This is a genomic window from Pseudomonas sp. QC2 (assembly GCF_002859085.1).
GTDB classification, from domain to species: Bacteria; Pseudomonadota; Gammaproteobacteria; order Pseudomonadales; family Pseudomonadaceae; genus Aquipseudomonas; species Aquipseudomonas petroselini.
Genome location: NZ_PKKS01000021.1, coordinates 16,091 through 39,339, shown reverse-complemented (window position 1 = coordinate 39,339; position 23,249 = coordinate 16,091). Strand labels below are relative to the sequence as shown.

The following is a 23,249-nucleotide window of genomic DNA, read 5'->3' as shown; positions in this document are numbered from 1 at the left end:
GCCTTCGCATCAATCCGAAGGATGCCCCCATGCCCCACACACTGCCCCAGGCGCTGTTGCTTCAAGCCCACACCCGAGGCTCGGCGATTGCCTTGCGCTACAAGCATCTGGGCATCTGGCACACACGCAGCTGGAGCGAACTGGCGCACGAGGTCAACCGGCTCGCCGCGGCCCTGCAGGCGCGCAATTTCCGTCAGCACGATGATCTGTTGATCATCAGCCAAGCGCGTCCCGAAGCGCTGCTGTTGGCGCTGGCAGCGCAATGGCTGGGGGGCAGCGTCACGTTGCTGGACCCGGACCGCGACAACCGTGCGCTGCTCGCCGGGCTGCGGCCGCGCTTCGTGCTGGCGCAAGACCTGCAAGCGCTGCAACACCTGCGTGAAGACGCAGTGGTGATGTACCTCGACGGACGTGGGCTGAGTCAGCAGCAAAGCGCCGAGTTGATCGCCTATACCGACTTAAGCGCGGAAACGCCCGCCCCCGTCTGCGCCACGCAACCCGGCGATACTGCGTTCGTCTTTCATGCCGACACCCCGCTGCGCTTGACTCACACGCAGTTGCTGGCGGGCGCTCGCACGCTGGTCCAGCGGGAACAACTGAGCGCCGAAGAGGAGGCATTGGCCGCACGGGTATTCGCCGCCAGCGGGCAAGCGCGTTACCTGCTCGCCCCCTGGCTGCACACCGGGTTTTGCCTCAACTTTCCCGAGGCTCTGGCCACGCGTGACACCGACCGCCGAGAGCTCGGCCCCACGTTAGTGCTCGGCACCCGCGAATCCTACGCCCGCCTGGAACAGTGGGTGCAAGAGCGCCTGCCCATGCCGGGCACCCTCAGCCACCACGTGTACCGCTGGGCCATGCAGCCGAGCTCATCTCCCGCTCGCCACTGGCTGGGCCACTGGTTGGTGCGGCGTCCCTTGCGGGATGTGCTGGGCATGAGCCGCCTGCGTGTGCCGCTGCTGGTCGGGCCGCCGCTGAGCCCGGAAACGGCGGCGTTCTTCTCCGCCTTGGGGATTCGACCCGGCCACTGGCAAGAGCCCTCCCCCCGCCACGAACCCACCGACCACTTGCTGTCTCAGCCTGTCTGACGAGCCCGCCATGCACTCACCCACTCAATCGGTATTACTGCGGCTCGATGACATCTCCCTGTCGTTCAAGGGTATCAAGGCGATCACCTCCATCAGTTTCGACGTCAAAGCCGGCGACATCTGCGGGCTGATCGGCCCCAACGGCGCGGGTAAAAGCTCACTGCTCAATGTGATCAACGGGGTCTACCACCCCCAGAGCGGCACTGTCCACTACGCGGGCCAGACGCGACGGCGTATGCGCGCACACCAGGCGGCCGAAGGCGGGATTGCGCGGACCTTCCAGAACATCGCGCTGTTCAAGGGCATGAGTGTGCTCGACAACGTCCTCACCGGGCGCAACCTCAAGCGCCGCAGCAGTTGGATCGAACAGATGCTGCGCCTGGGCCGCGCGCCCAGCGAGGACGACACGCACCGCCTGCACGCGGAAAAGGTGATTGCCTTTCTGCAGATCCATCCCTGGCGCCATGTGCTGGTAGGCACCCTGCCCTATGGCCTGCAAAAGCGTGTCGAACTGGCCCGCGCCCTGGCGTCCGAGCCCACCCTGCTACTGCTGGATGAACCCATGGCGGGCATGAACGCGCAGGAGAAAGCGCAGATGAGTCAGTTCATCCGCGACATCAACCGCGAGTTCGGCACCACCGTGGTGTTGATCGAACACGATATCGGCGTGGTCATGGGCCTGTGCGACCACGTGGTGGTCCTCGACTACGGTCGCAAGATTGGCGACGGCGCCCCGGAGCAGGTGCGCGCCAACCCCGATGTCATCGCCGCTTACCTGGGGACTTGAGCATGGAATTTTTCTTCGAAGTGCTGATCGGCGGGCTGCTGGCGGGCGTGATGTATTCCCTGGTGGCGATTGGTTTTGTGCTGATCTACAAAGCCTCGGGCGTGTTCAACTTTGCCCAGGGCGCCATGGTGCTGTTCGCCGCGCTGACATTTGTCAGCCTGCTGGAACGCGGCTTCCCCTTCGCCTGGGCGTTCCTGCTCACCCTGGCAAGCATGGTGGTGCTGGCGCTGCTGATCGAAAAAGTGGTGCTGCGCCCCTTGGTCAATCGCCCGCCGATCATCCTGTTTATGGCCACCCTTGGGCTGTCTTACCTGATCGAAGGGTTCGCCCAGTTCCTCTGGGGCGCACAGGTGCATGGGCTGGACCTGGGCATCGCCGACGAACCGCTGGAAATCCGCGGCATGCTGCTCTCGCAATTCGACCTGTTTGCCGCCGGCACCGCCGCCGTGCTGGTGATCGCCCTGTCGCTGCTGTTCAACAAGACGCGGGTGGGTCTGTCGTTGCGTGCGGTGGCGGATGACCCGCTGGCATCCATGGCGGTGGGTATCCGGCTGCCGCGTATCTGGGCGCTGGTGTGGGCAGTGGCGGGGTTTGTCGGCCTGGTGGCCGGGTTGCTCTGGGGCGCGCGCCTGGGGGTGCAGTTCTCGCTGTCGCTGGTGGTGCTCAAGGCGTTGCCGGTGTTGATCATCGGCGGTTTCTCTTCCATCGGCGGCGCGATTGTCGGCGGTTTGATCATCGGCGCAAGCGAGAAAATCGCCGAGATCTACCTCGGCCCGATCATCGGCAGCGGCATTGAAAACTGGGTGCCGTACGTCCTTGCCTTGCTGTTCCTGCTGGTGCGGCCTGCCGGCTTATTCGGCGAGCGCGCCATCGAACGGGTCTGATTGTCCTTGAGGAAATGCCTGCATGCTGTATCAAGAAGTCGGTCAAATCAGCACCTCCTACGCGGCCGAGCGCCGTACCTTCCGCTTGCGCCAGGACCGCATCGGGCTGTGGCTGCTGCTGGGTTTTGCGTTTTTTGCGCTGCCGTGGCTGGGCAATGACTACTGGTTCAGCGCCATTCTGGTGCCGCTGCTGGTGCTGTCGCTGGCGGGGCTTGGGCTCAACCTGCTGACGGGCTACGCCGGGCAACTCTCATTGGGCTCGGCAGCGTTCATGGCCGTGGGCGCGTTCGCCGCCTACAACCTGCACCTGCGCGTGCCCGGTTTGCCGCTGCTGGTCAGCTTTGCCCTGGGTGGTGTGATCGCGGCGCTGGTGGCGGTGCTTTTCGGGCTGCCGAGCCTGCGTATCAAGGGGTTTTACTTGCTGGTGGCGACCCTGGCCGCGCAGTTCGTGGTGGAGTGGGTGCTCACCCGCTTCAGCTGGTTCACCAACGATAACGCTTCCGGGGTGATCACCTCGCCACCGCTGCTGGTTGCCGGGCTGGATTTCAGCTCCCCCCGAGGCCGCTATGTACTGACGTTGACCATAGTGGCGGCGCTGTTCTGGCTGGGCAAAAACCTGGTCCGCAGCGAGCTTGGCCGCAACTGGATGGCGGTACGCGACATGGACACCGCCGCCGCCGTCATCGGTATTCGCCTGTTGAAAACCAAGCTGCTGGCGTTTGCGATCAGCGGCTTTTACTTGGGCGTCGCGGGCTCACTGTGGGCCTTCGCTTACCTGGGCACCGTCGAGCCTCACGGCTTCGACCTGAGCCGCTCCTTCCAGGTCTTGTTCATCATCATTATCGGCGGCCTGGGCAGCGTGCTCGGCAACTTCCTGGGGGCGGCGTTCATCGTGTTGTTCCCTATCCTGCTGGGCAACCTCTTCGCCCTGCTGCCCGCCGGGCTGATGGACGCGGGCCAATTGGAGAACATCCAGAAGATGCTCTTCGGCGCGCTGATCATCGCTTTTTTGATCAAGGAACCGGAGGGGCTGGCCCGCCTGTGGCAGCGCTTTCGTCAACGGGCCAGGGTGTGGCCGCTGCGTTACTGAACTCAATAACCTCCCAGGAATGACCTCCATGACACACCGCTTATCGCTGCGCCGCCTGGCCTTGGGCCTGGCCCTGATCACCGGCACGCTCTCGGCCGGCGCCCAGGCTGCCAACGAACAATACTTTCCGTTGCAGAGCTACCGGGTCGGCCCGTATGCCGCCGGCGGCACCGGTTTCTTCGGCGGGTTTATCGACTACCTGCAATACATCAACGCCAAGGGCGGGGTGAACGGCGTCAAGCTGACCTGGAGTGAATGCGAGACCGAGTACGTGGTGGAGAAAGGCGTCGAATGCTACGAACGCCTCAAGGGCGGACTCAACGGCGCCCCGGCCGCCGCGACCAACCCACTGTCTGTGGGCATCGCCTACGCCACCCTGGAACGTTCCACCGCCGACAAATTGCCGCTGATCACCATCAACCACGGCCGTACCGACTCCACCGACGGCAGCGTGTTCCCCTATGTATTTCCGCTGCAGCTCAATCCGTACTCGGAAGTTTCGGCGATCATCAACTACATCGGCCAACGCGAGGGGGGTGCGGACAAGCTCAAGGGCAAGAAAATTGCGGTGCTGTACCACGGCTCGCCGTACGGCAAGGAAACCAATGGCGTACTGGAAACCCTGGCAAAAAATGCCGGCTTCGAATTGACCCTGCTCGAAGTGCCGCACCCCGGTAACGAACAGCAATCGCAGTGGCTGAATATCCGCCGCCTCAAACCCGACTGGGTGATCCTGCGTGGCTGGGGCGTGATGAACCCGGTGGCGCTGAAATCCGCGCAAAAAGTCGGCTACCCGGCCGATCACATCATCGGCAATATCTGGAGCAACTCGGAGGAAGACGTGGTGCCCGCCGGTGCCGCCGCCAAGGGCTTTATCTCGATCACCACGCACCCTTCCGGCACCGACTTTCCGGTCTTGCAAGGCATCAAGCAAAGCGTGGTGGACGCCGGTAAAGGCAACCTGGCCGACCCCAAGCGCTTTGGCACCGTGTATTACAACCTGGGCGTGGTCAACGGCATTCTCAACGTCGAAGCGCTACGCCTGGCCCAGGAAAAATACGGCCACCAACCGCTCACCGGCGAACAGGTGCGCTGGGGGTTCGAACACCTGAACCTCGACGATGCGCGGCTGCAGGCACTCGGCGCCAAAGGCCTGGTGCAACCGCTGAAACTCTCCTGCGCCGACCACGAAGGCGGCGGCGCCGTGCGCTTCCAGCAATGGGATGGCCAGCGCTGGAACCTGATCAGCGACTGGGTACAGGCCGACCGCGCACTGCTGCGGCCGATCATCGAAGCCTCTGCCGCGCAGTACGCCAAGGAAAAAGGCATCACCCCGCGTGATTGCAGCAAAGAGCAGTAAGCATCTATCGGATGCAACACAGTTCAAATGTGGGAGGGGGCGTGCTCTCGATGGCGAGGGATCAGCCAATGAATCTGTTGACCAGCACTCCGCTATCGGGGGCAAGCCCCCTCCCACATTTTGACCAGGGTGTGTCAGCCCACGCTGACTCATGACGCGACGGCGCTGGCCCCTGATCAGCGACTGGGTGCAGGCCGACCGCGTGATTGCAGCCAGGAGCAGTAAGCTCTATCGAATGCAACACAGGTCAAATGTGGGAGGGGGCTTGCCCCCGATGGCGGTGGATCAGCCAATGAATCTGTTGACCGGCACTCCGCTATCGGGAGCAAGCCCCCTCCCACATTTTGACCAGGGTGTGTCAGCCCACGCTGACTCACGACGCGACGGCGCTGGCCCCCTGATCAGCAACTGGGTGCAGGCCGACCGCGTGATTGCAGCCAGGAGCAGTAAGCTCTATCGGATGCAACACAGATCAAATGTGGGAGGGGGCCCCCTCCCACATTTTGACCTGGGTGTGTCAGCCCACGCTGACTCATGACGCGACGGCGCTGGCCCGCTGATCAGCGACTGGGTGCAGGCCGACCGCGTGATCGCAGCCAGGAGCAGTAAGCTCTATCAGATGCCACGCAGTTCAAATGTGGGAGGGGGCTTGCTCCCGATGGCGGTGGATCAGCCAATGAATCTGTTGACCGGCACTCCGCCATCGGGGGCAGCCCTCTCCCACATTTTGACCTCGGTGTGTCAGCCCACGCTGACTTCCACCACGCCAGCGTTTAACCGCACCGGCCACACCCGCAGGCGCTGGTCCGGTGCCTCCAGGCATTGGCCGTCGTGCAAACGGTAATGCTGCTTGTAGATCGGCGCGGCCACCACAAGGTCGCCCTTGATGCTGCCGACCAAGCCACGACCGATCACATTCGCGCCGGATTGCGGGTCGTGGTTGTCGATCGCGTACAGCGTCTGGTCCTGCGCACCGGGCAGGTAGAACAGCGCGACTTGGGCGCCGTCCAACCACACCACCACCCCGGAATTGCTCACCAGGTCGGCCTCGCTGCACACACCTTTCCAAGTGGCCAGGTTGCGTTGAGTATTGGGCTGGCTCATCAGGCAATCTCCTCGATGACGGGAATCAGGTTGAGTTCAGCGGCCATGATCGGCCGGCGCTGGCCGCGTTCCTGGACGAAGTGGATGTCCGGGTCGGGGCGTTTGTCGTTGACGAAGGTGCGGAAGCGCTTGAGTTTTTCCGGGTCCTTGAGGGCGTTGGCCCACTCGCATTCATAGCGGTCGACCACCTGTTGCATCTGCGCTTCCAGCTCGGCACCCAGGCCCAGGCTGTCGTCCAGGATCACATCCTTGAGGAAATCCAGGCCGCCTTCCAGGCTTTCGCGCCATACCGAGGTGCGCTGCAACTTGTCGGCGGTGCGAATGTAGAACATCAGGAAACGGTCGATGTAGCGGATCAGCGTGGCGTCATCCAGGTCGGTGGCGAACAGCTCCGCATGACGTGGGCGCATGCCGCCGTTGCCGGCGATGTAGAGGTTCCAGCCCTTCTCGGTGGCAATCACGCCCACGTCTTTGCTCTGGGCTTCGGCGCACTCGCGGGTGCAGCCGGACACCGCGAACTTGAGCTTGTGCGGCGAGCGCAGGCCCTTGTAGCGGTCCTCGATCAACAGCGCCATTTTCACGCTGTCTTGCACGCCGTAGCGGCACCAGGTACTGCCCACGCAGGACTTCACCGTGCGCGTGGATTTGCCATACGCATGCCCGGTCTCGAAACCGGCCGCGATCAATTCGGCCCAGATATCCGGCAGCTCGTGCAGTTGCGCGCCAAACAGGTCGATGCGCTGGCCGCCGGTGATCTTGGTATAGAGGTCGTATTTCTTCGCCACCTCGCCGATCACGATAAGTTTGTCCGCGGTGATCTCGCCGCCCGGAATGCGAGGCACCACCGAGTAGGTGCCGTTCTTCTGCATGTTGGCCATGAACGTATCGTTGGTGTCCTGCAACGGCACCAGGGAGGCGTCCATGATCGGTTGGTTCCAGCACGACGCCAGGATCGAACCCACCGCCGGCTTGCACACGTCGCAACCGGTGTGACCACGGCCGTGTTTGGCCAGCAGTTCTTCGAAGGTGATGATGCCTTCTACGCGCACCAGGGCATACAGCTCCTGCCGGGTGTGGGCGAAGTGTTCGCACAGGCTCTTGTCGACGCTGACACCCCGGGCGATCAGCTCATGCTCGAACACTTGCTTGAGCAACCCCGCGCAGCCGCCGCAACCGGTGCAGGCCTTGGTCTGGGATTTGAGCAGGCCGAGGTCGCTGCAGCCGCTGTCGATGGCCGAGCAGATCGAGCCTTTGGTCACGTTGTGGCAGGAGCACACCGTGGCCGACTCCGGCAACGCACCGGGGCCGAGGGTCGGCGCACCGCTGGAGGATGGCAGGATCAGGCTGGCCGGCTCGGACGGCAGCGCGATGCTGTTCTGCATGTATTGCAGCAAGGTATCGTAGTAGCTGTTATCGCCCACCAAAACAGCACCGATCACGTGCTTGCCCGAGGCATCCACCACCAGCCGGCGGTAGCTGGCGCTGGCCTCGTCGATAAATTGATAACTGCGCGCGCCGGGCGTGTGGGCGTGGGCGTCGCCGATGGAGCCCACGTCCACGCCGAGCAACTTGAGTTTGGTCGACATGTCCGCGCCCAAAAACGGCTCGGCGGTTTGCTCGCAGAGCAGCGCGGCAACCCCACGGGCCATCTGGTAGCCCGGCGCGACCAGGCCGAACAGGCTGCCGTTCCAGGAGGCGCATTCGCCAATCGCGTAGATGTTCGGGTCGCAGCTCAGGCACTCGTCGTTGATCACCACGCCGCCACGCGGGCCGATCTCCAGGCCGGCCTGGCGAGCCAGTGCGTCCTGGGCGCGGATGCCGGCGGAAAACACGATCAGGTCGGTTTCGAGGAACTCGTCATTGGCAAAATTCATGCGATAGCGGTACTGCTCGCCGGGGCTGATCGACTGAGTCGCACGCGACAAATGCACTCCCACGCCCAACCGCTCGATCTGCGCCTTGAGCGCCAGGCCGCCAAAATCGTCCAGTTGCACCGGCATCAAGCGCGGCGCGAACTCCACCACGTGCGCTTCAAGGCCCAGGCTCTTCAGCGCGTTGGCGGCTTCCAGGCCCAGCAGGCCACCGCCCACCACCACACCGCGCCGCGCATTGGCGGCGGCCTTACGGATGGCATCCAGGTCTTCAAGGGTGCGGTACACCAGGCGCGAATCGCCTTCGGCGCCCTCGATGGGCGGCACGAACGGATAGGAGCCGGTCGCCAGCACCAACTTGTCATAAGCCACGCAACCGTCGGCGGTGATCACCTCGCAGCGGGCGCGGTCGATCTCCAATACCGGCACGCCCAGGTGCAACGTCACCCCCGGCGTCTGGTACAGCGAAGCGTCTGAGAGTGCCAGCGACTCAGCATCGCGGCCGGTGAAATACTCGGACAGATGCACCCGGTCATAGGCGCGCATCGGCTCCTCGCTGAACACATGCAAGCGGTAGTGATCCAGCACGCCGCGTTCGATCAGTTGCGCCACACAGTGGTGGCCGACCATGCCATTGCCGACGACGATCAGGGTTTTGAGACTGTTCATATAAATCACCCGACAAAGCTCATCACGGTTTAAAAAAGCAAAAAAAAACGCCTGAAACCTTGCGGTTCCAGGCGTCTTTGCCTGTTCTTATGCGGGTTCGGATCGGGCGACTGCGCCGGATACACCGCTATTGCCCATGGTGTCGATCGTCGTTGACCGAGGTGGGTTGAGAGGGAGCTTGCAGGGTCTGTGCCAACCGAAGACAAGGCCTGCGTTCACGGCATCACAACGTAATCAGCGGTTTTTTACGCGCGCTTTCAGCGCCTCCAACTGGTGCGCCCCGCGTCATAAAAGTGCACCCGCCCGCTTCCTGTGGCGAGGGAGCTTGCTCCCGCTGGGCTGCGTAGCGGCCCCAACATCCTGGGAGCGCTGCGCACTCCAGCGGGAGCAAGCCCCCTCGCCACAATGATCTCGGTCCTCCTCAGAATGGGTGTTTCAGGCCGATAAAAAACCTGGCGCGTGACTTGCTAGGAACACTTCAACCAGGCAATCAACGCTGATTGCCCTCTCACGACAAAGGCGCCGTGTAATCCCCGTTTTTTCAACGGAGGGTTACAAGGCGCCTTTTTTGTTTACGGGGTTACGGATGGCAAACCAAAACGTGCGCAGTGTGTGTCCTTATTGTGGCGTGGGCTGCGGCATCGTCATGCAGGTCGAGCAGAATAAAGTGGTCAAGGTGATCGGCGATAAGGCCCACCCCACCAACTTCGGCCGCCTGTGCACCAAGGGCACCACCTGCGGGCAAGCCATCGCCGAGTCCGGGCGCATGGAGAACGCCTATGTGCGCCAGGCGCGCGAGCATGACCCGGTGCGCATCGCCATGGACAAGGCCATCCGTGAAACCGCAGGCCGCCTGCGCCAGATCCTCGACACCCACGGGCCGGATGCGTTGGCGTTCTACGTGTCGGGCCAGATGTCGCTGGAGTCCCAATACCTGATCAACAAATTGGCCAAGGGCTTCGTGCGCACCGCCAACATCGAGTCCAACTCACGCTTGTGCATGGCCAGCGCCGGCAGCGGCTACAAACTGTCCCTCGGCTCCGACGGCCCGCCAGGCTCCTATGAAGACTTCGACCGCGCCGACCTGTTCTTCGTGATCGGCGCGAACATGGCCGACTGTCACCCGATCCTGTTCCTGCGCATGATGGACCGGGTCAAGGCCGGGGCGAAGTTGATCGTGGTCGACCCTCGGCGCAGCGCTACGGCGGACAAGGCCAACCTGTTCCTGCCCATCAAACCCGGCACCGACCTGGCCCTGCTCAACGGCCTGTTGCACCTGCTGGTCAAAAACGGCCATACCGACCCGGCCTTTATTGCCGCGTTTACCGAGGGCTGGGAGGCCATGCCCGCGTTCCTGGAGGACTACTCGCCAGAACGGGTGGCTGCGATCACCGGCCTTGCCGAAGCCGATATCCGCCAAGCCGCCGACTGGATCGGCCAGGCCGCCGAGTGGATGAGCTGCTGGACCATGGGCCTCAACCAGAGCACCCACGGCACCTGGAATACCAACGCCCTGTGCAACCTGCACCTGGCCACCGGCGCCCTTTGCCGGCCGGGCAGCGGGCCGTTTTCCCTCACCGGTCAACCCAACGCCATGGGCGGGCGCGAAATGGGCTACATGGGCCCCGGCCTGCCGGGGCAACGCTCGGTACTGGTCGAGGCCGACCGCGTGTTTATCGAGGACCTGTGGCAGATCCCCCACGACAGCCTGCCGCGACAGGCCGGTAGCGGCACCGTGGCGATGTTCGAACAGATGGCCGCCGGGCAGATCAAGGCCTGCTGGATCATCTGCACCAACCCCGTTGCCAGCGTGCCCAACCGCCAAACCGTGATCAATGGCCTGCAGGCCGCCGAGCTGGTGATCACCCAGGACGCGTTCCTCGACACCGAGACCAACCGCTACGCCGACATCCTGCTGCCCGGCGCGCTGTGGGCCGAGGCCGAGGGCGTGATGATCAACTCCGAGCGCAACCTGACCCTGATGCAGAAAGCCGTCGACGCCCCCGGCGAGACCCTGCCCGACTGGCAGATCATCGCCAGGGTTGCGTGTGAGATGGGCTTTGCCGAGGCGTTCACCTATGCCTCCGCCGCCGACGTATTTGAAGAAATCAAACGCACCTGGAACCCCAAGACCGGCTACGACATCCGTGGCGCGAGTTACCCGCGCCTGCGTGAACAGCCGCTGCAATGGCCCTGCGCATCCACTGAGGCCGCGCACCGCAACCCGATCCGCTACCGCACCAACGGCACCCTCGCGTTCGCCACCGATAACGGCAAGGCGCAGTTCCTCGCCCGCCCCCATATGCCGCCCGCCGAGATGCCCGATGACACCTTCCCCTTCGTGCTCAACACCGGCCGCGTGCAGCACCAATGGCACACCCTGACCAAGACCGGCAAAGTCGCCACGTTGAACAAACTCAACCCCGGCCCCTTCGTCGAGCTGCACCCGGAAGACGCCGCCCGCCTGGGCATCCAGGACAAAGACCGGGTTGAAGTACGCTCCCAGCGCGGCCACGCCGTGCTGCCCGCCGTGGTCACCGACCGTGTGCGGCCAGGCAACTGTTTTGCGCCGTTTCATTGGAACGATGTGTTCGGCGAACACCTGGCGATCAATGCGGTGACCAACGATGCGGTGGACCCGATTTCCTTGCAGCCCGAGTTCAAGTTCTGCGCCGTCGCCCTGGCCCGGGTCGAACTGATCGACCACCAGTTCCTGGACCTCCCTTCCCCCGTAGCAGAGGATTGCACCATCTCGCGCCTCGACGCCTTCGCCGACCTCGCCGGCATCCGTCACGTATCGCCACCGCCCCTGAGCGACAGTGAGCGCACCTACCTCGCCGGCTTCCTCAGCGGCCTGCAATCCAACGCCGCGCGCCAGGCTGTCGGCGTACCGACAATGCCCGCGAATGCCCCCCTGGCCGACGCATCCCGGCTGTGGCTGAACGGCTTGCTCGGCGGGTTGTTCAGCCATACGGAAACCCTCGCAGCGCCCTCCCCGGCCGTCACCCTGCTGTGGGCGTCGCAAACCGGTAACGCCGAAGCCCTGGCCGAACGATTCGCCAAGCGCCTGCGCGAGGCGGGCATCACGGTGGAGCTGAGCGCGATGTCAGACTTCCCCGCAAGCAAACTGGCGAGCACCCACACCCTGGCATTGATCAGCAGCACCTTTGGCGACGGCGACCCGCCGGACAATGGCGAAGGCTTCTGGCACAGCCTCAGCACCGCCGAGACGCGCCTGGAGTCGCTGCGCTTTGCGGTGCTGGCCTTGGGCGATCCGAACTACGACCAGTTCTGCAACCATGGCAAACAGCTCGATCAGCGCCTGTTGGAACTGGGCGCAACCCGCCTGTTGGAACGCGTCGATTGCGACACCGAATTCGAAGCCCTGGCCGATGCCTGGCTGGTGCGCTTCCAACAGACCCTTCACCCGACAAAGCCCGTAGCACTCGCCGCACCGGCCACGCCTGCCGGCAAGACCAAGCTGTACGGCTCACGCCTGCTGCTCAACCGGCACCTGAACCCGCAAAGCCCGCACAAGGAGACCCGCCAGTTCGCCCTGGACCTGGCCGACTCCGGGCTGACTTATGAGGCCGGTGACGCGTTGGGCGTGCGGCCGCGCAACTGCCCTGAACTGGTCAGCGAACTGCTCGACCTGACCCGCCTGAGCCCCAGTGCCAGCGTGAACATCGACACCTTCGGCGATGTGCCCCTGCAACAGGCGCTCACCCAGCATTTCGAAATCGCCCGGCCCAGCAGCGATACCTTGACCTTCATCGCCGAGCGCAGCGCCAACCCTGGCCTCAAGCACCTGCTCAACCCCGAGCACAAGGCCCAATTGAATGACTGGTTGTGGGGCCGGCAACTGGCGGACGTGCTACAGGAATACCCGATCGAGTGCTCGGCGGACGAACTGCTGGGCACGCTTAAGCGCCTGCAACCGCGTTTGTATTCGATCGCCTCGAGTGCCAAGGCGTACCCGCAGCAAGTGCACCTCACCGTGGCCGCCGTGCGCTATGGCAAACGCAAAGGCGTGTCCTCGACCTTCCTGGCCGACCGTGTCGGCGACGGAGAAGTGCCGTTGTTCGTGCAGCCGTCCAAGCACTTCCGCCCCCCCAGCGACGGCGAGGTGCCGATGATCATGATCGGCCCCGGCACCGGCGTCGCACCGTTCCGCGCCTTCTTGCAGGAACGCCGAGCGCTGGGCCATCAGGGGCGCAACTGGCTGTTCTTCGGTGAACAGCACGCGGCCAGCGACTTCTACTATCAGGACGAACTGCAAGGCATGCAGCGCGACGGCCTGCTCACCCACTTGAGCCTGGCGTTCTCCCGCGATCAGGCGCAGAAGGTCTACGTGCAGGACCGCATCCGCGAACAGGGCGCCGAGCTGTGGCGCTGGTTGCAGGACGGCGCAAAGCTGTACATCTGCGGCGACGCCAGCCATATGGCCAAAGACGTCGACCAGGCCCTGCGCCAAGTGGCGCAAACCCACGGCGGGCTTGGCGTGGAAGGCGCCGTGGAGTACTGGCGGCACTTGAGCGAGCAGAAGCGTTATCTGCGTGATGTGTACTGATTGGATACAGAACAATAAGCACTTTGTATTGTGTACAAAAAACCCTAAAGATTTACCGGTATCGGGCCGAAACAGCAGAAACAGCGAATCGCCGTATTTTATTGATTGAAATCGGCGATTTGGCCGCCCTCTCCGCTGATGGTCGTCTCGATGAAAATAAAAAATAAACTGGTACTGGCATTCGTCTCTGTCGCTTTTATCCCGGTAAGCCTGGTGGCGGTGATCTCGGTCATGAACACGCGCACCCAGGCCGTGGATCAGTTCATCGATGGCAGCACCCGTGAAATCCGCCAGATCGATGGCAACATCCGGCAGTTCTTCGACGGCACACTGCAAAACGTCGATCAGATGGCCACCGACCCTGTATACACGTCGGTGAACACGCTGAAAAACTACCAGCCCACCGACGCGGCCAGCCAGCCGATGCCAGCCGAAGCGCAAGCTGTGATCGACCGTTTCGCGCGCTTTGGTGCCACGCACCCGGCGGCGGCGATCCTCTCCATCGGCCTGGAAGACGGCACCTACGCCAAATGGCCGGATGACCCGCAACTGGCCAAGTACGACCCACGCACCCGCCCTTGGTACAAGGCCGCGATGGCCAGCCCCGGCAAGACCGTGCGCACCCCCGCTTACTACTACGACAAAGACGACGTGGCACTGGTGGGCACCGCGCGGGCGCTGTTGGACAACGGCAAGCCCAAGGGCGTATTCGTGGTCAGCGTGTCGCTGAAGAACCTCACCGAACTGGTCAAAAGCATCAAGCTGGGAGAAAGCGGCTATGTGATGCTGATCGAAGACGGCGTGGTGCTGGTAGACCCGCGTGACGCCGCCCACAGCTTCAAGCCGCTCAAGGACCTGGGCGCGCCTTATGCGCATTTGGCCGACACCCCGCAGGGCTCCACGGAAGTGGTGATCGACGGCGTGCGCTACATGGCCAACGTGTGGACCTCGCCCGGCCTCGGCTGGCGCTATATCGGGCTGATCGAACACCGTGAAGTCATGGCCGAAGCCACCCGCATGACCTACCTCACCGCGACCATCGTCGGCGTGCTCGTGCTGATCTTCGGGCTGATCGCGGCGGCGTTCTCCAAGGTCATCGTCAAACCCATCGGCCAGGTCAGCACCGGCCTGCAGTCCATCGCCCAAGGTGAAGGCGACTTGCGCCACGAACTGCAGGTACAGGGCAAAGATGAAACCGCCGAACTGGCCGGCTGGTTCAACAAGTTTCTCGCGGCGATCCGCCAACTGATCCAGCATATCGGCGCGGCCTCGGCCAACCTGCAGAACGCCTCCAAGGTCAACAGCGAGGTGGCGCACAACATGAACGAGGCCGCTGGCCGGCAACGCGAGGCGGTCGAATTGGTGTCGACGGCGTTCAACGAGATGGTGGCTACCGCCAACGAAGTCGCGCGCTCATGCAGCGGTGCCGCGGAATCCGCCGAAAACGGGCACCGCCGCGTGGCCGAGGGCAAACAGCAGATCGAAGCCACCACCGATAACGTCAACCGTCTGGGTCGCCGCCTCACCGAATCGTCCCAGGCCATGGTCGAGCTGGAAGCCGGCAGCCGCAGCATCAACCAAATCCTCGGCACCATTCGCGCGATCGCCGAACAGACCAACCTGCTGGCGCTCAACGCCGCCATCGAGGCTGCCCGTGCCGGTGACCAGGGCCGTGGCTTCGCCGTGGTTGCTGACGAAGTGCGCGCGCTGGCCAAGCGCACTTCCGACTCCACCGGCGAGATCGAGCAACTGCTCGGCACTCTGGAAAACAAGACCCAGGAAGTCACGCAAAAAATGGGCAGTTGCCTGGACCTGTCGCGCGCCAGCGTCTCGTCCATCGAAAGCGCGCGGGACAGCTTTGAAGGCATCCAGACGTCGGTAAACGAAATCCGCGACCAGAACCTGCAGATCTCCGCTGCCGCCGAGGAGCAGCACAGCGTGGCCGAAGAGATCAACCGGCACATCCAACAGATCTACGACGAAGCGCGGCTGGTGGAAAGCCTGGCCAACTCGGCGCAGGACGACTCCGGGCGGCTGTCGGACCTGTCGGATGAGTTGAATGGGCTGGTGGGCCGATTCAAGTCCTGAGGAAGGCGGCGATGCTCATTGAGGTGCCGCCTACCGTCAACGGGATAAAGGCGTGAACAAGCGACATGCGGGGGTCATACGCCAATCGTATGAGCCTGTAAGTGCGCGACCAGCATTGAGTGAGGGCGCTGTCGACCCCCAGCGAGGCTGCGAAGGCGGCGACACTGCCAGCATCTTCAGCGCCTGACACACCGCTATCGCAGCCTCGCTAAAGCTCGACAGCTCCCACAAGGGATCGGCTGTGTAAGTGGGATTTCGGTCGTAGCGGCGAGCGCAATTTGAGTCACGACGAAGATCGGTATGGGAGCTGCTATCTACCTTTGCTGTGAAACCATCCAGCCCAGAAATGCTTGAAGCCGATCTAAGAATTTTTCGCTGTCGGCACTGGGGTTTCGGGCTTCAAACAGGAAGAAGGCTACCTGGGCAACCTGCGTCGGATAACCCCGTAGGAACAGCGCAACATGCTCTTCAAGTGTCTGCGGCCACGTCGATCCGTCTTCTCCACTCAATACCTGGGTGGCTCTGATCAGTTTGCGCGACGCTTCGCGCTGCAAGCGAAGGCGTTCTTGCTCGGTGTCGGCACGTGCGATGCGGGTGACATAGGCTGTCAGCACCGCGGCATAGTCACCATTCACGGCCAAGGCAATGTCCAGTGACGGCCGAAACCGCTCGAAGTGCAGTGCCAGGTCGTTGCCCCATACGCATCGGCAATGGTGCTTGAGCCAGTAGCCCCAGCGGTTCCGGTTTTCAGCCGCAAGTGCTTGTGCGCGGCTGCCAATATCGAAATCCACCTTGGTGACGTGCGGGTGCCGCCGCTCCAGGTCGCACCGCACGACGTCCAAGCGCGCCAACTGCGTTGACGTCGGCGACTCGCGCAGCACCAACGTGAGATCAAGATCGGAAACACCCGGGACGGCATCGCCGCGCGCCACACTGCCATAGAGGTAAATGCCGTCCACCCCAAACTCTGGAGGTGAGAGTTGGTTGCAGACATCCTCAAGCAATGGCTGAAACTCACGCTGCACGGGGACGTCGGAAACCGTGAGGATAAAACCGTCGGCGTCCACGCCAGTGGATCGCGATGCGCTCATGGCCGATGCCTCTCGATCACCAGCCCCTCCTCCTCGCTCGGCACGCAGAAGTGGCGGGTAATCAGGTCAAACTCGGCATCCGTGGCGGCAAAGTCATGGTCACCTTGGGCGTTGCGCGCGTGCAGTCGGGCGCGGCAGGTGGCGTCATCCCGTTCAAGGTAATGCAGGCAGTGCGGGACCTGGGCGACGTGCGCCAGGCCCAACAGCCATTCGCGGCTGGCCAAGGTATTGGCAGGAAAATCCAGCACCACGTTGACGCCCGATTGCAGCATATTGATGACCAGCGGCCCCAGCACGCCGCGAATACGCTGGGCGCAGCTGAGGTAATCGGCAATGGTGCGGATTTCACCGGGGTAAAGCGTGGCGAGCCAGTGATCTTCACTGAGCACAATGGCGGCGTGCTCGGCGGCAAGGCGCGTGGCGAGTGTGGACTTGCCCGAGGCGATCTTGCCGCAGAGCAGATGCAGGGTTGGCATAGGGCGGTTCCTTGTGTCAGGCCTGTCAGCATGCAGGCTGAGGATTGATCGCACAACGTCCTGCACGCCTTGAGCTATTGCGATGGCCCCTCTTCAAGGTGGGCTGCGCCGCTTCCAGTGCTCATAGAACGCCAGCGAGGCGACGTTCTTGTCCTTGGCTTCAAGCATGATGTCGAAGCGATCGAGAAATTGCAGCGCGTAGTCGTTGGTCCAACGGTTCCACATCTGCGCGCTGTGGGCGTACAGGTCGCGCTTGGACACCACCTGCAACAGCGCGTCCATTTCCAGCTTATGCTCGGCGTCGAATCCCAGTTCCTGCAGGCTCTCCTGGGGTTGGGAATAGTGCAGGGTTGGCCGTACGCCGCGCCAGCTTTCGATCACGCGGGCGACCCGCTCCGAGTGGGGGTCGATGTAGTGGTTTTCGTTGACCCAACAGTGGTGAATGTCCAGCACCACCGGCGCCAGGTCGGCCACTTGCAGGCAATGATCGAGTCCGTAGGTCTTTTCGTCGTTCTCAAAGGTGATGCAGTTGCGCGCCACTTCCGACAGGCGCGACCACACCGCACGGGTGCCTTCCACCCCGAGGCGGCCGGCAATATGCACATTGCACTTGAGGTCCTGGAAGCGCCGGCCGTAACCCATCATGCGGATCATGTCGGCGTGGTATTCGAATTCAGCCAGGCTGTTTTCCACCACGCCGGGGTTCTCCGAACCGAGCACACAGTACTGGCCGGGGTGGAACGACAGGCGGATATCCGCAGCGCGGGCCAGCTCGCCGATGGCGGCGAAACCTTCCACCAATTGACGCTCGATGGCCGGGTCTTTATAGACGGCGGCAACGTTCGGATGGCTATAGAACGGCAGCAGATCACTGCTCAGGCGCAGCATGCGCAGGGTCGGTGGCAGTCCGGCGACATAGCTCAACAGGCGTAATTGGGCGGCCAGGTTGTGGGTGACCACTTCCACCAATTTGTCGCGAGCCACCTGCGGCGAGACACTCTCCATCCAACGCAATGTGGTCGTGCGCGGGTTGAAGGGGCCTTCGATCAGCTTCAAGGCGCTGGCCGACAGCAGGCGTTCGGGATGCTTGTACTGGCATGCGAAGCCGATGCGAGGATGGGTCATGGAAGCGCCTGACGGAATAAAGTACGGAAATGATACGGCGTTAGGCCGAAACCGGCCCAGTGGGTTCACAATATTTCGACACGATTCACGCTGAACTTTCTGACACGCGGTGCGTTCATTTCCTATGCGCTGCCCTGCTAAGGGGCGTTGTACAACAAGGAGCCGCTACCACGATGACTACCCTTCCCGCTTACCGATACACACCCGGGCCGCTGCATGCGACCTTACTGGCCGGCACCGTGCCGCTGTTTCTCGGTGCCTTGCTCAGCGACATTGCCTACACCCAGACCTACCAGATTCAATGGGCCAACTTCGCGTCCTGGTTGATTGCCGGCGCGCTGGTGTTTGCTGGCTTCGCGTTTCTGTTCGCGCTGGTCAACCTGCTCCGTGCCGAACGCAAGGCCGGGCAACCCACACGCTATGTCCTGCTGCTGTTGGCCACCTGGGTAGTGGGCCTGGTCAATGCCTTCCAGCATGCCAAGGATGCCTATGCCTCGATGCCGACCGGCCTGGTCCTGTCGGCCATCGTCTTGCTGCTGACACTGGCGGCCACCTGGACCGGCCTGCGCGCGGGAGGTGTCAAATGAAAACGTCCAGCACCCTGACCCTGTTGAGCGCCACATTATTGCTCGCCGCCTGCGGTGGCGAAGGCGACAAGACCCAGGCCCGTGGCCCCGACCCCAAGCTGCCGGAACAACAAAGCAGCCTGTTGCCGAGCATGAAGATCGCCGAGCCTGCGCCCTGGGGCGAGCAGAAACCCAAGGTTCCGGAAGGCTTCAGCGTCACGGCGATCGCCACGGACCTCGCCATCCCGCGCCAGACCCTGGTGTTGCCCAACGGTGACATCCTCGTGGCCGAAGGCCGTGGCGGCAGCGCGGCCAAGCTCAAGCCCAAGGATGTGATCGCCAGCCTGATCAAGGCCGAAGGCAACACCAAGGTCAAGAGCGGCAACCGCCTGACGTTGCTGCGCGACGCCGATGGTGACGGCACCTACGAACTCAAGACGGTGTTCGCCGACAACCTCAACGCACCGTACGGCCTGGCGTTTGCCAACGGCAAACTCTACGTGGCCAACCAGGACGCGCTGGTGAGCTTCGACTACGCCGACGGCCAGACCAAGGCCAGCGGCCCGCCCAGCACCGTCACCGACCTGCCGGCGCAGATCAACCATCACTGGACCAAATCCCTGGCCGTGAGCGCCGACGGCAGCCAGCTCTACGTCGGTATCGGCTCCAACAGCAACGTCACCGAACGCGGCATGGAAGTGGAGATCGACCGTGCGATGGTCTGGCAGATCGACGCCACCACCGGCGCGCACAAGCCCTACGCCACCGGCTTGCGTAACCCAACGGCACTGACGATCCAGCCGGACACCGGGCAATTGTGGACGGTGGTCAACGAACGCGACGAACTCGGCCCGGACCTGGTGCCGGACTACCTGACCTCCGTGCGCGAAGGCGCGTTTTACGGCTGGCCCTACAGCTATTGGGGCCAGAACGTCGACCCGCGCGCCCAACCGCAGAACCCGGCCAAGGTCGCCGCCGCGATCAAGCCGGATTACAGCCTGGGTTCCCACGTGGCGGCGCTCGGCGTGGACTTTTCGATCCCGCAAATGGGCGAGAAATTTGCCGACGGCGTGTTCGTCGGCGAGCACGGCAGTTGGAACCGCGACAACCCAGTGGGCTACAAGGTGATCTTTGTGCCCTTCAGCAACGGCAAGCCGTCCGGTGAGCCGATCGACTTTGCCACTGGCTTTCGCGGTGACGACGGCAAGACCCGTGGGCGTCCGGTGGGTGTGACGGTGGACCCGAAAGGTGCGCTGATCATTGCCGATGACTTGGCCAATACCGTGTGGCGGGTGACACGTAATCAGTAGCTGGCTGCGCGTGATCTGCTTTTAACCTCGGGCGCCCCGTCTAACACGGTGCCCGAACCCAGGCTTGAATCGGAGGCTAACCCGGCAGGACGCCGGGTTAGCCGCGAGTGACGCGCTCGCCGACGCCTTCCCCCTCATCATCCTGCAACTGCGCTTCCAGCCAAGCCAGCAAGGCCGCAACCTCCGCCCGGTCCCTCTCCCCTTGGTGCCTGTACACCGAAATAGCCTCAGGCAAATGCACACTCTGCGCACACGGCCTTACGAGCGCGCCGCTTTCAATCAACCGACTTGCCGTACGCCGCCAGCCCATGGCGATACCGTGCCCTTCCACGGCCGCTTGCAGCATCAGCGGGTAACTGTCGAAGCTGGCACTGCGTGCATTCCCGGCCATCAACTGCCCGAATACCCGTAGCCACTCATCCCACTCCATCAAGTGGGGCGCGTCAGCGCTGTGGTGCAAAAATGTATAGGCCTGCAATTCGGTGATCGGCAGCGGTTGTTCCGCGCTCAGGTAGGCGGGACTGCACACCGGAAACACCTCGTCGGAGGCGGTGAACATCAACGGATGCGAGCCACTGGCGCGCCAGGTGCTTTGCAGCGCCACGTCGAAAGGGCCATTGAATTCCGTGAGTGGCCGGGTGGAGGTCACCACCTGGATCTCGATGTGCGGGTACTGCTGGTGAAACGTGGAGAGGCGCGGCATCAGCCAATAAAACGCTTCGCACAATTGGCACAGCAGCACCACCCGGTTGCGGTGGTGCGACGCGCGCAGGCTGGCGGCCCCCTCGCTGATGCTTTGCAGCGCGAGGCTCACCACCCGCCCGAGCTCACGCCCTTCCTGGGTGAGGAACACTGCGCGATTGCGCCGGGAAAACAGCTTGACGCCCAAGTTGTCTTCCAGGCCCCGAATCTGCCGGCTGATAGCGGCCTGGGTGATGTGAAGCTCATCGGCCGCCCTGGAGAAACTCTCGAGGCGCGCCGCCGCTTCAAAGGGCAACAAGCTCGCGAGAGGGGGTAAGGTTTTGCCGAGTGCATTCATAATCTGAGGTTATGTATCCAGGGCTGAGAACTCGTTTGTAGCATACCCGCGTGGCTGGGCACCATGAATGCATGACTTCAGGGACACTCTCCATGCAGACCTCCGCTTTCCTCGGCGTAAGCCTTGCCGTTATCGCGACCCTGGGCTGGGCGCTGAATTTCATCGCGCCATACGTCACCGGTGAATACAGCCTCTTTGACTTCATGGCGGTGCGGTACCTGATCGCCGGCATACTCGGCTGCGCGGGGTTGATCCTGTACCGCGCCCAATTGCGCTGTCTTGGCCCGCACCAGTTGTGGATCGCTGCCGGACTCGGTGTAACGGGCTGCCTGGGCTACGGCGCCTGCATTACCGCTGGCGTCGTCTTCGGCGGCCCGGTGTTGACCCCGACGTTTGTCAGCCTGGTCCCCGTGTTGCTGGCCCTGCTCGGCAATGCCAGGAACAAGACCGTGCGCTGGTGCCGGCTGGCCATCCCGCTGGGGTTCTTGACGGCAGGATTGCTGCTGTCGAATCTCAGCAGCCTCCAACACGCCCCTGCGAACAGTGGCGACTGGCTGGCCGGTCTGTGCTTTTCAGTAGGTGCCGTGGTGGTGTGGGTGGGCTTCAGCGTGATCAACCAGAAGCACTTGCAGGCCCTCGCGCCCTCCGCAACCGGCGTCTGGACCGCGCTCATGCTGACGGGCAGTGGTATTGCCACGCTGTGCCTGGTACCGCTGGCGCAGATGCTGGGCTTGTTCAAGCTGCCAACCCTCGGTTTCGGCTTTGCCCAAGCGGGGCCATTGTATGCCTGGTGTTTGTTTATCGCGCTGATGTCGACCCTGATCGGCGCCTGGGCCTGGAACGCTGCGACCCAGCGTCTGCCGATGGTGCTGAGCAGCCAGTTGATAGCCCTTGAATCCCTGTTCGCCAGCCTGCTCGGCCTGTGGTTCAGCACGCGCTGGCCCACGCTCATGGAAACGGCCGGGATAGCCGCGGTATTGATCGGTGTGGTCCTGGCTGTTCGCATTATTCTGACGGCCAGGCAGCCCGCCACCACGCGTCACGCCTTGAAGGAAATACGGCAATGACCGCAACAGGCCAGCACGGGCAATGGTTGTGCGCACCTGATCAAATGGATTGACATGCTTGCCTAAAGCAACAATATAATTGCCCCAGGCAACCATTCGAGTATTCGCGCATGTCTACCCCTCTGCTGATCGAGCGCGCCGGCGTCGTGCGCGGCTTCAACCGCTTCTATACGCAGCAGATCGGCGTGCTGCAGGAACACCTGCTGCAAAGCGACTACTCGCTCACCGAAATCCGCGTGATGTACGAGTTGTCTTCCCGAGGCGATCTCACCAGCGCTGACCTGTGCCACATGCTCAGCCTGGACGCGGGTTACCTGAGCCGGCTGGTAGGCGGCCTGGAAAAGCGCGGCCTGATCCAGAAAGTCCGCTCCGTTACCGATGCTCGCGCGGTGCAATTGCACCTCAGCGATCTCGGTCGCGCCGTGTTGGCGCCCCTGGAGCAACGCACCCAGAACGAAGTCATCGCCCTGCTCGACAGCCTGCCGGAGCAGCAACAGCATCAGCTCACCGAAGCCATGAAACGCATCCAGGCCCTGCTGCAAGGCACGGCGCCCAGCTATCTGCTACGCGATCCACAACCCGGCGACATGGGGTTGGTGGTGCAACAACAAACCGCGATATACGCGCGTGAATATGGTTGGAATTGGGAATTCGAAGCGCTGGTGGCGGAGATTGTCGCCAAGTACCTGCGCGAATTTGATCCGACCTCCGAGCGTTGCTGGATCGCGGAAAAGGACGGTGACGTGGTGGGGTCGGTGTTTGTGATCCGCCATGACGACACCACAGCCAAGTTGCGCATGCTCTACGTGGATGCCAGCGCGCGGGGCATGGGCATCGGCCAGCGTTTGGTGGACGAGTGCGTGCGCTTTGCCCGCCAGGTGGGCTACACCCGCATGCTGCTGTGGACCGTGGACATCCTGACCGATGCGCGCAAGCTCTATCAGAAAGCCGGGTTTGAGTTGGTGGAGGAGGAACCGATGGTCAGCTTCGGTAAATCCCTGGTCAGCCAGACCTGGGCCCGCGCGCTGTGAAACGGTCCCGCGCGATTGCCGCGCGGGACGTCAAGC

The 23,249-nt window shown here is 63.0% G+C and carries 17 protein-coding genes and 1 pseudogene; 12 read left to right on the top strand and 6 right to left on the bottom strand.

The window, feature by feature from the left end; all coding sequences use genetic code 11:
- Positions 1 to 29 precede the first annotated feature (29 nt).
- Genes QCBJ_RS19275 through QCBJ_RS19255 form a run of 5 tightly spaced genes read left to right on the top strand, consistent with a single transcriptional unit; the run spans position 30 to position 5,206 of the window.
- A complete protein-coding gene (locus QCBJ_RS19275) occupies positions 30 to 1,085 on the top strand; it encodes an AMP-binding protein (RefSeq protein ID WP_102061353.1) in 1,056 nt (351 codons plus the stop codon).
- A 10-nt stretch (positions 1,086 to 1,095) separates the two neighbouring features.
- Positions 1,096 to 1,872 (top strand): ABC transporter ATP-binding protein, encoded by a 777-nt coding sequence (locus QCBJ_RS19270; RefSeq protein WP_102061352.1) that lies wholly within the window; start codon positions 1,096 to 1,098, stop codon positions 1,870 to 1,872.
- A gap of 2 nt (positions 1,873 to 1,874) precedes the next feature.
- Positions 1,875 to 2,756 carry a branched-chain amino acid ABC transporter permease gene (locus QCBJ_RS19265; RefSeq protein ID WP_012724577.1) on the top strand — a complete coding sequence of 294 codons (882 nt, stop codon included), beginning with the start codon at positions 1,875 to 1,877 and terminating at the stop codon, positions 2,754 to 2,756.
- A gap of 22 nt (positions 2,757 to 2,778) precedes the next feature.
- The gene (locus QCBJ_RS19260; RefSeq protein WP_046036183.1) at positions 2,779 to 3,846 is read left to right on the top strand and encodes a branched-chain amino acid ABC transporter permease; all 1,068 of its coding nucleotides are present in this window, start codon (positions 2,779 to 2,781) and stop codon (positions 3,844 to 3,846) included.
- Positions 3,847 to 3,874: 28 nt separating this feature from the next.
- On the top strand, positions 3,875 to 5,206 hold the full coding sequence (locus tag QCBJ_RS19255; RefSeq protein WP_093541889.1) for an ABC transporter substrate-binding protein: 1,332 nt from the start codon (positions 3,875 to 3,877) through the stop codon (positions 5,204 to 5,206).
- Positions 5,207 to 5,947: 741 nt separating this feature from the next.
- Here the strand turns inward: QCBJ_RS19255 and nirD are convergent.
- A complete protein-coding gene (gene nirD / locus QCBJ_RS19250) occupies positions 5,948 to 6,310 on the bottom strand; it encodes a nitrite reductase small subunit NirD (RefSeq protein ID WP_102061351.1) in 363 nt (120 codons plus the stop codon).
- The gene (nirB, locus tag QCBJ_RS19245) at positions 6,310 to 8,850 is read right to left on the bottom strand and encodes a nitrite reductase large subunit NirB (RefSeq protein WP_102061350.1); all 2,541 of its coding nucleotides are present in this window, start codon (positions 8,848 to 8,850) and stop codon (positions 6,310 to 6,312) included. The genes nirD and nirB overlap by 1 nt, the downstream gene beginning before the upstream one ends.
- A 586-nt stretch (positions 8,851 to 9,436) precedes the next feature.
- Here nirB and QCBJ_RS19240 point away from each other — a divergent pair.
- From QCBJ_RS19240 to QCBJ_RS30775, 3 genes and pseudogenes are all read left to right on the top strand, one after another.
- Positions 9,437 to 13,420 carry a bifunctional nitrate reductase/sulfite reductase flavoprotein subunit alpha gene (locus QCBJ_RS19240; RefSeq protein WP_102061349.1) on the top strand — a complete coding sequence of 1,328 codons (3,984 nt, stop codon included), beginning with the start codon at positions 9,437 to 9,439 and terminating at the stop codon, positions 13,418 to 13,420.
- Between the two features lie 138 nt (positions 13,421 to 13,558).
- A pseudogene (locus QCBJ_RS30780) lies at positions 13,559 to 14,653 on the top strand (cache domain-containing protein); the annotation flags it as partial.
- Positions 14,654 to 14,740: 87 nt separating this feature from the next.
- Positions 14,741 to 15,508: a methyl-accepting chemotaxis protein gene (locus QCBJ_RS30775; RefSeq protein ID WP_370636048.1), complete on the top strand. Its 768-nt coding sequence runs from the start codon at positions 14,741 to 14,743 to the stop codon at positions 15,506 to 15,508.
- Positions 15,509 to 15,822: 314 nt separating this feature from the next.
- Here QCBJ_RS30775 and QCBJ_RS19230 read toward each other — a convergent pair whose 3' ends face one another.
- The 3 genes from QCBJ_RS19230 to QCBJ_RS19220 form a co-directional block, all read right to left on the bottom strand.
- Complete coding sequence (locus QCBJ_RS19230; RefSeq protein WP_102061348.1) at positions 15,823 to 16,599, bottom strand: nucleotidyltransferase domain-containing protein; 777 nt, start codon at positions 16,597 to 16,599, stop codon at positions 15,823 to 15,825.
- On the bottom strand, positions 16,596 to 17,075 hold the full coding sequence (locus QCBJ_RS19225; RefSeq protein ID WP_102061347.1) for an ATP-binding protein: 480 nt from the start codon (positions 17,073 to 17,075) through the stop codon (positions 16,596 to 16,598). Before QCBJ_RS19225 ends, QCBJ_RS19230 begins: the two co-directional genes overlap by 4 nt.
- A gap of 93 nt (positions 17,076 to 17,168) precedes the next feature.
- Positions 17,169 to 18,200 (bottom strand): UV damage repair endonuclease, encoded by a 1,032-nt coding sequence (locus QCBJ_RS19220; RefSeq protein WP_012724586.1) that lies wholly within the window; start codon positions 18,198 to 18,200, stop codon positions 17,169 to 17,171.
- A 173-nt stretch (positions 18,201 to 18,373) separates the two neighbouring features.
- On the opposite strand from QCBJ_RS19220, the gene QCBJ_RS19215 reads away from it, so the two are divergent.
- Together QCBJ_RS19215 and QCBJ_RS19210 are read left to right on the top strand one after the other, a co-directional pair.
- The gene (locus QCBJ_RS19215) at positions 18,374 to 18,787 is read left to right on the top strand and encodes a DUF2231 domain-containing protein (protein WP_046036189.1); all 414 of its coding nucleotides are present in this window, start codon (positions 18,374 to 18,376) and stop codon (positions 18,785 to 18,787) included.
- Positions 18,784 to 20,076, top strand: a complete 1,293-nt coding sequence (locus QCBJ_RS19210; protein ID WP_012724588.1) for a sorbosone dehydrogenase family protein — start codon at positions 18,784 to 18,786, stop codon at positions 20,074 to 20,076. The genes QCBJ_RS19215 and QCBJ_RS19210 overlap by 4 nt, the downstream gene beginning before the upstream one ends.
- Positions 20,077 to 20,173: 97 nt before the next feature.
- Here QCBJ_RS19210 and QCBJ_RS19205 read toward each other — a convergent pair whose 3' ends face one another.
- On the bottom strand, positions 20,174 to 21,115 hold the full coding sequence (locus QCBJ_RS19205) for a LysR substrate-binding domain-containing protein (RefSeq protein WP_102061346.1): 942 nt from the start codon (positions 21,113 to 21,115) through the stop codon (positions 20,174 to 20,176).
- Positions 21,116 to 21,207: 92 nt separating this feature from the next.
- On the opposite strand from QCBJ_RS19205, the gene QCBJ_RS19200 reads away from it, so the two are divergent.
- The gene (locus QCBJ_RS19200) at positions 21,208 to 22,182 is read left to right on the top strand and encodes a DMT family transporter (RefSeq protein ID WP_102061345.1); all 975 of its coding nucleotides are present in this window, start codon (positions 21,208 to 21,210) and stop codon (positions 22,180 to 22,182) included.
- Between the two features lie 110 nt (positions 22,183 to 22,292).
- Positions 22,293 to 23,213, top strand: a complete 921-nt coding sequence (locus QCBJ_RS19195) for a bifunctional helix-turn-helix transcriptional regulator/GNAT family N-acetyltransferase (RefSeq protein WP_012724591.1) — start codon at positions 22,293 to 22,295, stop codon at positions 23,211 to 23,213.
- The last annotated feature ends 36 nt before the right edge of the window (positions 23,214 to 23,249 follow it).

Coding starts and splice junctions, on each gene's coding strand:
- QCBJ_RS19275 (WP_102061353.1), top strand. CDS start 30: ATGCCCCACACACTGCCCCAGGCGCTGTTGCTTCAAGCCCACACCCGA.
- QCBJ_RS19270 (WP_102061352.1), top strand. CDS start 1,096: ATGCACTCACCCACTCAATCGGTATTACTGCGGCTCGATGACATCTCC.
- QCBJ_RS19265 (WP_012724577.1), top strand. CDS start 1,875: ATGGAATTTTTCTTCGAAGTGCTGATCGGCGGGCTGCTGGCGGGCGTG.
- QCBJ_RS19260 (WP_046036183.1), top strand. CDS start 2,779: ATGCTGTATCAAGAAGTCGGTCAAATCAGCACCTCCTACGCGGCCGAG.
- QCBJ_RS19255 (WP_093541889.1), top strand. CDS start 3,875: ATGACACACCGCTTATCGCTGCGCCGCCTGGCCTTGGGCCTGGCCCTG.
- nirD (WP_102061351.1), bottom strand. CDS start 6,310: ATGAGCCAGCCCAATACTCAACGCAACCTGGCCACTTGGAAAGGTGTG.
- nirB (WP_102061350.1), bottom strand. CDS start 8,850: ATGAACAGTCTCAAAACCCTGATCGTCGTCGGCAATGGCATGGTCGGC.
- QCBJ_RS19240 (WP_102061349.1), top strand. CDS start 9,437: ATGGCAAACCAAAACGTGCGCAGTGTGTGTCCTTATTGTGGCGTGGGC.
- QCBJ_RS30775 (WP_370636048.1), top strand. CDS start 14,741: ATGAACGAGGCCGCTGGCCGGCAACGCGAGGCGGTCGAATTGGTGTCG.
- QCBJ_RS19230 (WP_102061348.1), bottom strand. CDS start 16,599: ATGAGCGCATCGCGATCCACTGGCGTGGACGCCGACGGTTTTATCCTC.
- QCBJ_RS19225 (WP_102061347.1), bottom strand. CDS start 17,075: ATGCCAACCCTGCATCTGCTCTGCGGCAAGATCGCCTCGGGCAAGTCC.
- QCBJ_RS19220 (WP_012724586.1), bottom strand. CDS start 18,200: ATGACCCATCCTCGCATCGGCTTCGCATGCCAGTACAAGCATCCCGAA.
- QCBJ_RS19215 (WP_046036189.1), top strand. CDS start 18,374: ATGACTACCCTTCCCGCTTACCGATACACACCCGGGCCGCTGCATGCG.
- QCBJ_RS19210 (WP_012724588.1), top strand. CDS start 18,784: ATGAAAACGTCCAGCACCCTGACCCTGTTGAGCGCCACATTATTGCTC.
- QCBJ_RS19205 (WP_102061346.1), bottom strand. CDS start 21,115: ATGAATGCACTCGGCAAAACCTTACCCCCTCTCGCGAGCTTGTTGCCC.
- QCBJ_RS19200 (WP_102061345.1), top strand. CDS start 21,208: ATGCAGACCTCCGCTTTCCTCGGCGTAAGCCTTGCCGTTATCGCGACC.
- QCBJ_RS19195 (WP_012724591.1), top strand. CDS start 22,293: ATGTCTACCCCTCTGCTGATCGAGCGCGCCGGCGTCGTGCGCGGCTTC.